The sequence below is a fragment of the Nocardiopsis algeriensis genome (genome assembly GCF_014203695.1).
Taxonomy (GTDB): domain Bacteria; phylum Actinomycetota; class Actinomycetes; order Streptosporangiales; family Streptosporangiaceae; genus Nocardiopsis; species Nocardiopsis algeriensis.
In genome coordinates this window covers 298,362-311,796 of the sequence record NZ_JACHJO010000002.1, presented here as the reverse complement: position 1 = coordinate 311,796, position 13,435 = coordinate 298,362, and the positions used below count along the sequence as shown (strand labels likewise).

Genomic DNA, 13,435 nt, shown 5'->3' with positions numbered 1-13,435 from the left:
GTTGCCGGGCTTCTGCCCGACCCATAGTCTGTAACACGTCGCATTGACCGCTGCCGGCTCAGGTGAAAGATTCCTGCGCCCGACCGTGAAGGAGGTGCCCCGTCTGATGATCAGCATCACGAAGACCACCGGTTTCGCCATGCCTCTGGCCCAGCTGCCGCTGCTGTCCGGTTCGGGCACCGCCGAGCGCGGTCTCTCCGGCAGCACCGCCGCCTGGACGGTCCTGAGCGCGGATGTCCTCCTGGGCACCCGTGTCGTGGAGGACACCAAGGGAGAGGCCGGAGGCTTCGGCTCCGGCAGCAAGCCTTCGGCGCTCCTCGCCTCGCAGTCCGTCCGCCAGGGCAGTGGTGTGCCCACTGGCGGCGAGCTCGCCCGTGAGCGTGGCGAGACCGCGACGGATCACGCCGAAACTGCCCGGCGCCGCTACGGCGCACCGGGGGAGTGTCCACGGAAGATTCCGGCCTAGAGCAGGACAGGCCGAGAGTTTCGACCGTGGCCGCGGACCCCGACACAGGGGCCGCGGCTTTCTTTGTATCCTCGCCCGTTCCCCGTCCCCCAGGGACAAGGGAAAAGGCGTCGACATCGCAAGTCAGGTCCCGCACCGGACCCGAGCCGGTGAACCGAGAACACCGACCGCGTTGTACGAGACGATCAAAGATCTTGGAGGGCACCGATGCTTGCGTCGGTCCTGGAAGCGCCCTTGCTGGGTGAGACCGAAGTCCCCTGCAGCCTGCAGCCCGACCTGTTCTTCGCCGAGGCCCCTGCCGATGTCGAGGCCGCCAAGGCGGTCTGCGTCGCCTGCCCGGTACGGGAGCAGTGCCTGGCGGACGCACTCGACCGCAAGGAGCCGTGGGGCGTCTGGGGCGGCCAGCTCCTCGTCGCCGGCCAGGTGGTCGCGCGCAAGCGCCCGCGCGGCCGCCCCCGTAAGAACCCCGCACCGGTCGCGGCCTGAATCCCGCCGCCGGCAGCAGAACCACACAAGACCCGAAGGACAAGAAGATGATGATGCTCGAACTCGTGCGCGTGGTCGGTGAGATGGACGCCGAGCTCCGGCGTGAACACCAGGGCCGCCGACTGACGGCCCGGCAGCTGCGGGCACTCCGGCGGGAGGAGCGCCGTGCCACGGAGATGATCACGGAAACAGCGTGGTCGAGGCTCTGTTGACCTGATCCGCCCGAGAGCTGACCGGAGCCGGGCGGTGACCGCGCGGGCGGTCACCGTCCGGTCTCGCTTTCGTGTCCCAGGGGTAAAGATCGCTCTGTCCTCCGAGGGCAAAGAAAAGTGCCTTACGGCCGAAAAAAGCCCCAGAACGGCACAGATCACCTTGTGGAGTCGCCCTTTTCCGGGCTTCCTGGCCGCCCCCTCAATCGGAGAACCAATGGCATAACGGGACAACACGCGCCTGTTCGGGAGCGCGCTCCTCGGCTACCGTAAAGTCTGTGCCCTCGAACACAAAAATCGAGGTACGGCGAAGTCCCCGTCGTCGGCGAACGGTATCGGCCTACCGGGACGGGGACACCACGGTCGTCCTCGTGCCCGCGACGTTCTCCCGCGCAGAGGAAAAGCGCTGGGTGGGCCGCATGCTGCAACGACTGGAGGCCCGCGAAGGACGCAGACACCCCGGCGACAGGGAACTCCAGGAGCGGGCGGTGGAGCTGGCCCGGCGCTACCTGGGCGGGGCCGACCTTCCCGAGAGCGTCCGCTGGGTCGACAACCAGAACGCCCGCTGGGGGTCGTGCACCCCCGAGACCCGCACGATCCGCATCTCCCGGCGTCTGGCGGCGATGCCCTCCTGGGTCGTCGACTACGTCCTCGTCCACGAACTCGCGCACCTGTCCATCCCGCACCACGGGCGGGACTTCTGGGAACTGGTGCGCCGCTACCCCCGGACCGAGCGCGCCCGCGGCTACCTGGAAGGGTTCAGCGCCGCCTCCCGGCTGGAATCCTGCGACCGGCCCGACGAGCCCTCCGAGCCGGAACAGGGCCAGGTCGCCCTCGACGAGTTCCCCACCTGAGGCCCCTCTGCCCGAGACCTGTCCGGGAGAGACGCCCCCGCGGGGAACCCGGTCCCCCGGGCCGGCGAGAGGATCCGTACCGCGGACCCGGACCGTGTCCGCGCCGAGCGGTCCGGATCCCGGGTCACCCCTCGACCGCGCCCGCCTCCCGATGGGCGGCCACGGCCTCGGCCGCGGCGCGCACCAGCGAGCGCGTCACCTCGTCGGTGGGTTCGGGGAGGTCGTCCACGGGGAACCAGCCCAGGTCGGCCGACTCGTCCGGGTCGCGCACCAACACCGCGTCCGGCGGGGCCAGCACCGCGTACTGGACGTCCAGGTGGAAGCTGCCGCCCCCGCACGGAACCGGGTGCCGGTCCAGCCTCAGCGGTCCTCCGGGCAGGAGGGTGAGACCCCGGATCCCCGACTCCTCGGTGGCCTCACGCAGTACCGCCCCCGCCAGGGAGGTGTCCTCGGGCTCGCAGTGCCCGCCCGTCTGCAGCCACATGCGGTGGACCCTGTGCAGGGTGAGCACCGCGTGGCGGCCGTCGGCGGAGATCACCGCGGAGCTCGCCGTGATGTGGCCCGGCAGGCATGCGCGCCACATGCCGTTCTCGTGGGTGTCCAGGTGCTCCAGGTAGAGGCGCCGCAGCTCCTCCTGCCGGAGGTCGGGCGCGGTCCAGGCGGACAGCACCGCCCGTGCGTCGGCGTGCAGTGACACCTAGGAGTCCTCTCCCCGCTCGCCGTCCTCCTCGTCCTCGGGCCGGCGCCCGGATGTGCCGGGGCCCTCCTCGGTCAGTGCCGAGATGTCGAACTCGGTCTCGTTCCCACCGCTGACGAAGGACTCCGGGTCGTCCAGGTCCTCGCTTCCGGGCATCAGGTCCGGGTGCTGCCAGAGCGCGTCGCGGCCCTGGACCCCGCGCGCCTGCTCCAGGGCGGCCCACAGAGCCGACGCCTCGCGCAGGCGGCGCGGGCGCAGTTCCAGGCCCACCAGGGCGGCGAAGGTGTGCTCGGCGGGTCCGCCGGTGGCCCGGCGCCGCCGCGTGGCCTCGGCCAGCGCGCCGGCCTGCGGGAGGCGGCCGCTCACCGCCGCCGACACCACGTTGGCCACCCAGCCCTCGATGAGCGCCAGCGTGGTCTCCAGCCGGGCCAGCGCCGCCTTCTGCTGCGGCGTGTCCTCGGGCTGGAACAGTCCGCCCTCCGCGCTGCCCAGCACCTGCTGGAGCGACTCGGGGTCGCTGATGTCGATCTCGCCGAGACGGTCCTCCAGAGCGGCGGCGTCGAAGGACATGCCGTCCGCGTACTCGGCGACGAGGCGGGACAGGTGCGAGCGCAGCCACGGCACGTGCGAGTACAGCCGGTGCACCGCGGCCTCCCGCGCCGCCAGGTACAGCCGTACCTCGTCGTCGGGCACCTGGAGGCCCTCGCTGAACCTCTCCACCCCTCGGGGGAGCAGCGCGGCGGTGCCCTCACCGGCCAGCGGCAGGCCGATGTCGGCGGTGCCCACCACCTCCTGGGAGAGCTCGCCGATGGCCTGTCCGGCCTGCTGGCCGACCATCATGCCGCCCATCTGCTGGATCATGCCCAGCAGCGGCCCCGCCACGGACTGCATCTCCTCGGGCAGGCTCTGGCCCATCGAGCGCACGGTCTTGCTGGTGAGCGGGTCGCACAGCTGGACCCACGAGTCCATCGTCCGCTCGACCCACTCCGAGCGGCTCCACGCCTGGGCGGTCTGGATGCCCGAGGGCAGGTCGGTGGCCTGGTCGAGCCACAGGTCGGCGAGGCGCAGCGCGTCCACGACCTTGGCGTAGTCGCCGGCGGGTACGCTCGGGTCGCCCTTCTGGGCGACGATCTGGCGCGCGATGTCCTTGGCCGCGCTCCAGTTGATGCCCGAACCGCTCTGTGCGCCTCCGGCGCCGCCGGGTGCGGGTTGGGACGACATCATGTCGGCGAAGCGGCGCAGCATGTCGGCCATCTGCTGCGGGTCGCCGAACGGAAAGCCCTCGGGCATGCCGCCACCGCCCGGGCCGCCGCTGCCGGCACCCGAGCCGGAGCCGCCACCATGGCGTCCGGACTCGTCGTCGGGATCGTTCGGCATGCTGAAACCGAAGGGAAGGTCGCTCACGATCAGACCTCAGGCAGGATTAGATTTGGTCTCCACTGTCACGTTAGCTGGGAGTCGCCCGGAGTGAATACCGAAAGCAACCAGGTTCGCCCAGAGCACAGCCGGTCCGGAGGGCCCGGGACAGTGGTCGCGGTTACCGGTGCGTCCTCCGGAGTGGGCCGGCTCCTTGTGGAACGCCTGGCCGCCGGAGAAGGTTCCGGGCTTCTCCGGGAAGTCGTCGCCATCGACAAGGAGTTCGCCGACGTGCGCGGCGTCACGTGGCGGATCGCCGACGTGTGCGACCCCGGACTGGTCTCGCGCCTGGACAGGGTCGACGTCCTCGTGCACACGGCCGACGACCGCTCCCTCGACACGCACCCCGCCGAACGGCGCGCGCACAACGTCAGGGCGGCCCAGACGGTCCTGACCACCGCCGCGGCGTCGGGGGTGCCGCGCGTCGTCCTGGTGACCGGGACCATGGTCTACGGTGCCGCACCCGACAACCCCGTCCCCCTGCCGGAGGACTCCGCCCGGGTCTCGGACAACAGCGACGGTCTGACCGGCGACTTCGCCGAGATCGAGAGCCTGGCCGAACGCGCCCGCCGCGCCCATCCCGGCCTCACCGTCACCGTCGTGCGCCCCGCCCCCCTCGTGGGCCCCGGCCTCGACACCCTCCTCAGCCGCCACTTCTCCGCACCCCGGTTGCTCACGGTCAAGGGCCACGAGCAGCACTGGCAGTTCTGCCACGTGGAGGACCTGGTCGGCGCCCTGGCCTTCTGCGCCCTGCACGGGGTCCACGGACCCGACGGCGTGGTCGCCGTGGCCTCCGAGGGCTCCCTTCCCCAGGGAGAGGTGGAGCGGCTGTCGGGGATGAAGCACTTCGAGGTCCCCGCCAACCTGGCCTTCGGCGCGGCCCGCCGCCTCCACCAGGCCCGGATCACCCCGGCCGCGGAGGCGGAGCTGAAGTTCCTCGTCTACCCGTGCGTGGTGGACTGCGCGTCGCTGCGCCGGGCCGGGTGGAAGCCCGCCTACGACAACGAGGCGGCGCTGGAGGTCCTGCTGGACTCCAGCAGCGGCAGGCACGCCCTGGCGGGCCGCAGCATCGGCCGCAAGGAGGTCACCATCACCGCCGCCGGCGCCGCGGGTGCGGCCGCCGCCGCCATCGGAACCGCGGTCACCATTCGCCATCTGCGCAAACGCAAGGGCGGTGGCTGACGGCCGGCGCCCCGCCCGCGCGGGACGCATGCACGCGGCGCGTGCATGTGTCGGGGAACATGCACGCGTGTGATGACATGGGGGAACGTCCTGTTGATACGGTCTTGTCGTGGAACACATCACGCTCGCATCCGTACGTGACACCCCCCTGTCGGTGGACGAGGTCCTCGCCGCGGTCGCCGATCCCAGAGCGGGGGGCACCGCCGTCTTCATCGGCACCGTCCGCGACCACGACCACGGCCGCGACGTGGCGCGCCTGGGCTACTCGGCGCACCCCACCGTCGAGGCGCAGCTGCGCTCCGTCATGGAGAAGGTCCTGGCCGAGACCACCGTCCCCGGCCGCCCTGTCGTCAAGATGGCCGCGGTCCACCGGGTCGGCGAACTGGAGATCGGCGACATCGCGGTGGTCGTCGCCGCCTCGGCCGAGCACCGCCAGGAGGCCTTCGACGCCTGCCGGCGCCTGATCGACGACCTCAAGGCACAGGTGCCCATCTGGAAGCACCAGGCCTTCCACGACGGCGGACAGGAGTGGGTGGGGGCTTCCTGACCCCTCCCCGCGCCGGCGGCAATAAGGTGTGCAGCATGGTTCGTCGTGTCATGACCCTTGTTGTCGCCCTCGTCCTCCTCATCGGGCTCGGGGTCGGCAGCCGCTTCCTGCCGATGCCGTACCTGGTCGCCGGACCGGGCCTCACCCTGGACACGGTGGGGGAGAACGAGGGGGAGCCGGTCATCCGGATCGGCGGCGCCGAGAGCTATGAGCACGAGGGATCGCTGTCCATGGTGACCGTGCAATACGCGGGCGGTCCCCAGCACCGGCTCGACTTCTTCACCGTCGTCTCCGCCTGGCTCTCGCCGAACGAGGCGGTCATGCCCGAGGAACTGCTCTTCCCCGCAGGGCGGACCCAGGAAGAGGTCAGCGAGCAGCAGGCCGTCCAGATGAACGACTCCCAGACCAACGCGACCGCCGCCGCGCTGGGCGAGATGGGCATCGGCTATGAGGCGGTGCCCGTGGTCGGCGACACGGTCGAGGGCCTGCCCGCCCACGGGGTGGCCGAGCCGGGCGACATCGTCGTGGCGGTCGACGGCGTGACCGTTCCCACCTCCTTCCCGCAGGAGGACGAGGAGGCCGCCGGCAGCACCGCTGTCGTGGAGATGGTCGGTGCGCACGAACCCGGGGACACGGTCGAACTCACCCTGGAGCGGGACGGCGAGCGGCTGGACGTGGAGATGGAGGTCGCCGAGAACGACGGCGGCCCCGCAGTCGGCATCATGCTCGCCGACGACATGGACTTCCCCGTCGACGTCGAGATCACCGTCGGCGACATCGGCGGCCCGAGCGCCGGCATGATGTTCGCCCTGGGCATCATGGACCGCCTCAGCCAGGAGAGCCTCACCGGCGGCGCCGACATCGCCGGTTCGGGCACCATCGACCCCGCGGGCACGGTCGGCGGGGTGAGCGGCATCCAGCAGAAGATGGTGAGCGCCCAGCGCGCGGGGGCGGAGTACTTCTTCGTGGCCGCCGAGAGCTGCTCGCAGACGACCGAGTCGGCGGCCTCCGGAGAGATCGAGGTCGTGCGCATCGAGACCCTCACCGATGCGGTCGAGGCCCTGGAGACCATCCGCACCGGTGAGGGCAGCCTGCCCCGCTGCTAGTGGTGTTTGCTCGGGCGCCTTTGGGCGCGGTTCTTCGTCGCTGCGCTCCTGTGCTTGCTTTGGGGCCTCCGCTTCGCTTTGGCCCACCCGTCGCCCGCCACCACCCTCAACGGACGGCCTACGGCCGCAGCCCCCTTGTTCGGGCGCCCTCAAGGCGCGGTTCTTCGTCGCTGCGCTCACATCCTCGTTCCTCGGATGTTCGCTCCGCTCCTGCAGAACCCCGCCGGCGCCCTCGCTGTGTTTGCTTTGGGGCCTCCGCTTCGCTTCGGCCCCGGTTCGGGCGCCCTCAAGGCGCGGTTCTTCGTCGCTGCGCTCACACGCTCGTTCCTCGCGTGTTCGCTCCACTCCTGCAGAACCCCGCCGGCGCCCTCACGGCACACCCCCTGGGGCGCGGGTGGACTTGAGGGTGACCGGCGCTTCGCTTCGGCCCGCACGTCGCCCGCCGCCGCCTTCGGCGGGCGGCTTTCGGTCGCAGCTCCCTTGTTCGGGTGCCCTCGCGGGTCAGGAGTCGAGGTCGAGGGTGAGGGCGAGGGCGGAGGTCAGGGCCGGGATGAGGTCGGCGCCGTTGAGGACCGCGTCCTCGCTGTCGTGGCTGCGCATGCGCATCGCGCAGTGCCGGGAGCCGTCGCGCAGGACGCCGGCGACCATGCGGATCTCCTCGGTCTCGCGGCCGGACACGGAGGGGTCCTCGCCCGGGGCGAGGGTCTCGTCCGACCCCTTCACGGCCAGGCGCTCCATCACCAGGGCGCAGCCGGCCACGCCCTCGGGCCACATGATGCTCCCGAGCGCCTCCTCCAGGGGGAGGTCCGCGGGCAGCGGGTCCTGCTCGACGGGGGTCAGCTCGTCGGGGTCGGCGGGAGCGCCGATGCCCAGGAGATCGGCGAGCCCGGGCTCGGCCTTGAGCAGTTCGGCGGTGGGTACCAGGGCGTAGAGGCCCAGAGGCCGGTCCCATCCCTGGGCCGCGGCGTGGCGTTCGAGGTCCATGACTGCTTCGCGAATGTTCGACACGCTCCCATAGTGACCGATACATCTGCCTCACCGCCCTGTCCCGGGGGAAGTAGGGTCCGAAGGACCATGGAGTATGCCGCTCCGATACGCCAATGATGCGGCCTTGTCACCCGTGGGGGAGCAGTTTGGGGAACCCGGAGGCCACCAATGAAGTTCTTTGTTGAGAGAGCGCTACACGCGCACCGAACTCACCTGTCAAGCCAGAACGAGGGGGAGGCGTGAGCTTCCGATCGCCCGGCGCACCACCTGCGCGTATGCCTCGCCGATCAAGGTTGCTCGCGCCAGTCGCGGCGACCGTGGTCGTCATCATCGCGGCCCTGATGCTCGCCGCGAACTTCCTGACCGACTACAGATGGTTCAGCTCCGTCGGCTACACCTCGGTCTTCCTGACCGAGCTGTGGACCCGCGCGCTGCTGTTCGTCGCGGCCGCCCTCGTGATGGCCGTCATCGTCGGTGCCAGCATCTTCTTCGCCTACCGGGCCCGCCCCGGTATCCGTCCGATGAACCTGGAGCAGCAGGGCCTGGACCGCTACCGGCAGTCCATCGACCCGCACCGCAAGCTCTTCTTCTGGATCGCCGTGGGCGCTCTCGCCCTGCTGTCCGGTGCTGCGGCCAGCGGTGACTGGCGCTCCTACCTGCAGTTCGTCAACGGCGTCGACTTCGGCCTCGCCGATCCCGAGTTCGGGATGGACATCGCCTTCTTCGCGTTCACCTACCCGTTCCTGCGGATCCTGCTCGGCTACCTCTACGCGGCCGTGGTCCTCGCGTTCATCGCCGCGGTGATCGTCCACTACCTGTACGGCGGCGTCCGCCTCCAGAACGACACCGGCCAGCGCGCCACCCCGGCGGCCCGCGTGCACCTGTCCGTGCTGCTGGGCCTCTTCGTGCTGCTGCGCGCCGGCTCCTACTGGCTGGACCGCTACGGGCTGGTCTTCTCCGAGCGCGGATACACCTTCGGTGCCTCCTACACCGACGTGCACGCGGTCAAGACCGCGCTGACCATCCTCACGGTCATCTCCGTCATCTGCGCCGTGCTGTTCTTCGCGAACGTGTACTTCAAGAACACCATGGTCCCCATGGCCAGCCTCGGTCTCCTGGTGCTGTCCGCGGTGCTGGTCGGTGTCGCCTACCCGGAGATCGTCCAGCGCTTCCAGGTCAGCCCGAACGAGCAGCGCCTGGAGAGCCCGTACATCGAGCGCAACATCGAGTACACCCGGCAGGCCTACGACATCGCCGACGCCGAGGTGCAGGACTACGACGCCACCACCGAGCTCAGCACGAGCGACCTGGTGCAGGAGGCCCAGGGCACCACGGTGCGCCTGGCAGACCCCTCCGTGGTCTCGCAGACCTTCCAGCAGATGCAGCAGGTCCGCGGCTTCTACCAGTTCCCCGACGTGCTCGAGGTCGACCGCTACCCCGACTCCGAGGGCAACCTGATCGACACGATCGTCGCCGTCCGCGAGCTGGACGGTCCGCCCTCCGACCAGAACAACTGGCTGAACCGGCACCTGATCTACACCCACGGCTACGGCATGGTCGCCGCCGCGGGAACCGAGATCGACGCGGAGGGCCGCCCGGTCTTCACCGAGTACAACATTCCGCCGCGCGGTGAGCTGAGCGAGGTCGTCGGCGAGTACGAGCCGCGGGTCTACTACGGCCGTGAGGGCGCCGACTACGTCATCGTCCAGGCGGAGGAGGAGTACGACTACCCCCTCGACGCGGAGCAGGAGAACACCGACGTCCCCACGCTGGAGGACGCGGTCGAGCCCGAGGTGAGCCCGAGCCCCGACGAGGCGCGGGTCCCCGCCGACGCCGAGCAGACCGAGGGCGAGGAGGCGCAGGAGGCCCCCGCCGAGGGCGAGGAGGGCCCCCAGGAGGAGAGCGAGGACACCGCGGCCGGCTCCCAGGCCTACAACCGCTACGAGGGTGACGGCGGCGTGCAGCTGGCCTCGTTCTTCGACAGGGTCCTGTACGCGATCAAGTACCAGGAACCCAACATCCTGCTCAACAGCGCGATCACCGACGACTCGCGCATCATCTACGAGCGGGACCCGCTGGACCGCGTCGAGAAGGTCGCGCCCTTCCTCACCGTCGACAGCCGCCCCTACCCGGCGGTCGTGGACGGCCGGATCATGTGGATCGTCGACGCGTACACCACCTCCGACGGCTACCCGTACGCCAACCGGATCGACTTCACCCAGGCGGTGACCGACACCTTCACCGATGGTTCGGTGCAGCAGGTCAACGCCCTGCCCGGCAACCAGGTCAACTACATCCGCAACTCGGTCAAGGCGACCGTGGACGCCTACGACGGCACGGTGACCCTGTACGCGTGGGACGAGGAGGACCCGGTCCTCCAGACCTGGATGGACGCCTTCCCGGACATCGTCACGGACAGGGACGAGATGAGCGACGAGCTCATCGAGCACCTGCGCTACCCGGACGACCTGTTCAAGGTGCAGCGCGAGATCATGCGCGAGTACCACGTCACCGAGGCCTCGGCCTTCTACGGCGGTCAGGACTTCTGGACGGTCCCCAACGACCCGACCGGCGCCACCGACCGCCCCGAGCCCCCCTACCGCCAGACCATCCACTTCCCGGGCGAGGAGGAGGAGGCCTTCTCGCTGACCACCACCTACGTGCCGCGCGGACGTGAGAACCTGGCGGCCTTCATGGCGGTCAACAGCGACCCGAACTCGGAGGACTACGGGCAGCTGAAGCTGCTGGAGCTGCCGCGCAGCACCGTGATCTTCGGTCCCGGCCAGGTGCAGAACGCCTTCGACGCGGATGCCGACGTCCGCGAGGTGCTGCTGCCGCTGGAGCAGTCCAACGCCCAGGTGACGCGGGGCAACCTGCTCACGCTGCCGTTCGCGGGCGGCCTGCTCTACGTCGAGCCGCTGTACGTGCAGGCGGGCGGCGACGGGGCGGCGTCCTTCCCGCTGCTCCAGCAGGTGATGGTCGGCTTCGGTGAGGAGGTCGCCATCGGCAGCAACCTCCCCGACGCGCTGAGCAACCTGTTCGACGACGGCGAGGCCCCGCCGCCCGAGGCCGAGGAGGAGCCTGCCGAGGAGGAGCCGGAGCAGCCCGAGGCCGGCTCCGGGGACAACCCCGACCAGGACCTCACCGACGCCCTCAACGAGGCGGTGGAGGCCTGGGAGGAATCGCGCGAGTCCCAGGAAGAGGCCGACGAGCGCCTGCGCGAGGCCCTGGAAGCCATCCAGGAGCAGATGGACGAGCAGGGCGGCAACTAGCCCGAGCAGGGGGCGGGCCGACAGGTCCGCCCCCTTCGCCGTCGCGGCGTGCCCGGAGAAGTGATTTGGGCCTGACGGCAAAGAGCGCTACTGTGGAGGAACACCGACGCGGGGTGGAGCAGTTCGGTAGCTCGCTGGGCTCATAACCCAGAGGTCGCAGGTTCAAATCCTGTCCCCGCTACCAGGGCGCGGCCCCGGGAGGAATCCCGGGGCCGGTGCTTTGCAGGAAGGTGGCGTTCCCGAGGTCTCCCAGGCGGAGGCCGATTTGCCACCAGGGGGAAACCCCTTAGACTGGGAACAACAACGCGGGGTGGAGCAGTTCGGTAGCTCGCTGGGCTCATAACCCAGAGGTCGCAGGTTCAAATCCTGTCCCCGCTACCAACCGGAGAGCCGGGTGCGCACGCACCCGGCTCTTCTGCTTCTCCCGGAACCTCGGGGCCGTGTGCCGCCCGGGATCCGGACGGCACACGGCCTCCCGCTCAGCGGGTGCGCCCCTCCACCAGCTGGATCACGCGGTCGGCCCGCTCCGCCACCTTCGGATCGTGCGTCACCACGATCACCGCGGCGTCGCGGACCCTGGCCTGCTCCAGCAACTGGTCCATGATCATGGTGCTGCTGGCGGCGTCCAGGGCGCCCGTGGGCTCGTCGGCGAGGACGAGGGCGGGATCGCGGCTCAGGGCCCTGGCCAGCGCCACACGCTGCTGCTCACCGCCGGACAGCTGGTGGGGCCGGGAGTGGAGGCGGTGCTCCAGCCCGACCGACTCCAGCAGTTCGCGCGCCCGCGCCCGGCGCCGCAGCGCGGGGACGCCCGCCAGTACCAGCGGGACGCCGACGTTGGCCAGCGCGGTCCTCCGCTCCAGCAGGTGGAACTGCTGGAACACGAACCCGATGCCCTCCCCGCGCAGGCGGGAGCGGGCGCCTTCGCGCAGCCGGGTGGTGTCCACTCCGTCGAAGTCGTAGGTTCCGCTGCTCGGCCGGTCGAGCAGGCCGAGCACGTTGAGCAGGGTGGACTTGCCCGAGCCGGACTGGCCGACGATCGCGACGACCTCTCCCCGGCCCACCTCGAACGTGCAGTCGTGGAGCACGTCGATACGGGTGCCCGACACCGTGAAGTGCCGGGTGATGCCCTCCGCCCGTAGCAGGGGCGCGGTCCCGGGGCGGGAGAGCGCGGGGGCCGCGGCACCGACGGCCATCTACCCCTCCTCCGACTCGACGTGGAACTCGTCCTCGGGCATCTCCTCCATGTGCGCGCCGGGGACGTCGAAGCGCGGATCGAGGGGAATCGGGTCGACGACCTGCTCACCGGCGCTGAGCCCCGAGACCACCTCGACGAGGGAGCCGTCGGTGATGCCCAGTTCGACCTCGCGGGCCTCCTCGGCGCCGTCGGAGGACACGACCAGGACCTCGCCCTTCTCGGAGTTGCCGCGCACAGCCGTCGCAGGGACGACCACGACGTTGCTCACCTTGCCGGTGGAGACCGACAGCTTTCCCTGTACGCCGTCGAACACCTGGAGGTCGGAGGGAATCCGGCAGGCCAGTTCGACGGTGCCTCCGCCGCCCGCGTCGCCGGCCTCCTCGCCCTCAGGGACCGAAGAGCTCTCGGACGGACCCAGGGAGAGGAAGTCGCACTGCTCGGCGGCCGGGCCCTTGGTGATCTCCAGCACGATGTCACCGGGTTCCTCGTAGAACCGGTAGAGGTCGTTGGCGGGGATCTGCGCGACCGCGCGGAACTTCTCGGGAGCGACCGTGGCCACGACGGCCCCCGGCTCGAGGACGTCGCCGACCTGCACGCGGTCCAGGCCCGAGACCACGCCGCCGATGGGAGCGTACAGGGTGACCTCTGTGGTCGCGGGGGCGGAGGGAGAGCCCTCCCCTTCCTCGGGGGCCGGCGCCGACTCGTCGGGAACCCTCACGTTGACGATCGGCGCGCCCTGGTCCACCTCGGCGCCCTCGGCGATCCACACGTGGGCGACCTCGCCGCCCTTCCGGGCCTCGACGGCCTCACCCGGCTCGGCCCGGACGGTGGCGTCCAGGACGACCACCGAGTTGATCGAGCCCAGTTCGACGGTGTGGGGCACCCCGCCGAGGTCTGCCGCCTCGTCGATGAACTCCCCGTCCCCGCCACCGCCCGAGCGGTTCAGCAGGAAGTAGCCCGAGCCCGCCAGCGCCACCAGCAGCAGTGCGACCGAGCCGATGATGATCCACTTCTTCAC

13 protein-coding genes and 2 tRNA genes are annotated in these 13,435 nt (G+C 70.5%); 10 read left to right on the top strand and 5 right to left on the bottom strand.

The genetic code is table 11. The features are described 5' to 3' along the window. Window positions 1–106: 106 nt before the first annotated feature. The 4 genes from FHS13_RS03670 to FHS13_RS03655 all read left to right on the top strand — a co-directional run bounded on the left by FHS13_RS03670 (window position 107) and on the right by FHS13_RS03655 (window position 2,015). Entirely contained in the window at window positions 107–466 is a 360-nt protein-coding gene (locus FHS13_RS03670; protein ID WP_184287437.1) for a hypothetical protein, read from the top strand. A gap of 207 nt (window positions 467–673) precedes the next feature. After that, the gene (locus tag FHS13_RS03665; RefSeq protein WP_184287434.1) at window positions 674–952 is read left to right on the top strand and encodes a WhiB family transcriptional regulator; all 279 of its coding nucleotides are present in this window, start codon (window positions 674–676) and stop codon (window positions 950–952) included. Window positions 953–999: 47 nt separating this feature from the next. Next, a complete protein-coding gene (locus FHS13_RS03660; protein WP_184287431.1) occupies window positions 1,000–1,164 on the top strand; it encodes a hypothetical protein in 165 nt (54 codons plus the stop codon). A 275-nt stretch (window positions 1,165–1,439) separates the two neighbouring features. After that, window positions 1,440–2,015: a YgjP-like metallopeptidase domain-containing protein gene (locus FHS13_RS03655; protein WP_184287428.1), complete on the top strand. Its 576-nt coding sequence runs from the start codon at window positions 1,440–1,442 to the stop codon at window positions 2,013–2,015. A gap of 124 nt (window positions 2,016–2,139) precedes the next feature. Here the strand turns inward: FHS13_RS03655 and FHS13_RS03650 are convergent, their stop codons facing one another. Together FHS13_RS03650 and FHS13_RS03645 are read right to left on the bottom strand one after the other, a co-directional pair. Continuing rightward, on the bottom strand, window positions 2,140–2,712 hold the full coding sequence (locus FHS13_RS03650) for an NUDIX domain-containing protein (protein ID WP_184287425.1): 573 nt from the start codon (window positions 2,710–2,712) through the stop codon (window positions 2,140–2,142). Then, entirely contained in the window at window positions 2,713–4,116 is a 1,404-nt protein-coding gene (locus FHS13_RS03645; protein ID WP_184287422.1) for a zinc-dependent metalloprotease, read from the bottom strand. It lies immediately after the preceding gene. Between the two features lie 123 nt (window positions 4,117–4,239). Here FHS13_RS03645 and FHS13_RS03640 point away from each other — a divergent pair, with 123 nt between their 5' ends. From FHS13_RS03640 to FHS13_RS03630, 3 genes are all read left to right on the top strand, one after another. Continuing rightward, a complete protein-coding gene (locus tag FHS13_RS03640; RefSeq protein WP_184287418.1) occupies window positions 4,240–5,310 on the top strand; it encodes an NAD-dependent epimerase/dehydratase family protein in 1,071 nt (356 codons plus the stop codon). Window positions 5,311–5,419: 109 nt separating this feature from the next. Further along, entirely contained in the window at window positions 5,420–5,857 is a 438-nt protein-coding gene (locus FHS13_RS03635) for a molybdenum cofactor biosynthesis protein MoaE (protein WP_184287415.1), read from the top strand. Window positions 5,858–5,907: 50 nt separating this feature from the next. After that, entirely contained in the window at window positions 5,908–6,963 is a 1,056-nt protein-coding gene (locus FHS13_RS03630; RefSeq protein ID WP_184287969.1) for a YlbL family protein, read from the top strand. A 501-nt stretch (window positions 6,964–7,464) separates the two neighbouring features. Here FHS13_RS03630 and FHS13_RS03625 read toward each other — a convergent pair. Continuing rightward, window positions 7,465–7,971 carry a PPA1309 family protein gene (locus tag FHS13_RS03625; protein WP_343064885.1) on the bottom strand — a complete coding sequence of 169 codons (507 nt, stop codon included), beginning with the start codon at window positions 7,969–7,971 and terminating at the stop codon, window positions 7,465–7,467. Window positions 7,972–8,267: 296 nt separating this feature from the next. On the opposite strand from FHS13_RS03625, the gene FHS13_RS03620 reads away from it, so the two are divergent. From FHS13_RS03620 to FHS13_RS03610, 3 genes are all read left to right on the top strand, one after another. Further along, a complete protein-coding gene (locus FHS13_RS03620; protein ID WP_184287964.1) occupies window positions 8,268–11,222 on the top strand; it encodes a UPF0182 family membrane protein in 2,955 nt (984 codons plus the stop codon). 107 nt (window positions 11,223–11,329) lie between these two features. Beyond that, a tRNA-Met gene (locus FHS13_RS03615) sits at window positions 11,330–11,406 on the top strand. 120 nt (window positions 11,407–11,526) lie between these two features. Next, window positions 11,527–11,603: transfer RNA gene (locus FHS13_RS03610), tRNA-Met, on the top strand. A gap of 98 nt (window positions 11,604–11,701) precedes the next feature. Here the strand turns inward: FHS13_RS03610 and FHS13_RS03605 are convergent. Next, a complete protein-coding gene (locus FHS13_RS03605) occupies window positions 11,702–12,415 on the bottom strand; it encodes an ABC transporter ATP-binding protein (protein WP_184287412.1) in 714 nt (237 codons plus the stop codon). Continuing rightward, a complete protein-coding gene (locus tag FHS13_RS03600) occupies window positions 12,416–13,435 on the bottom strand; it encodes a permuted SH3 domain-containing protein (RefSeq protein WP_184287409.1) in 1,020 nt (339 codons plus the stop codon).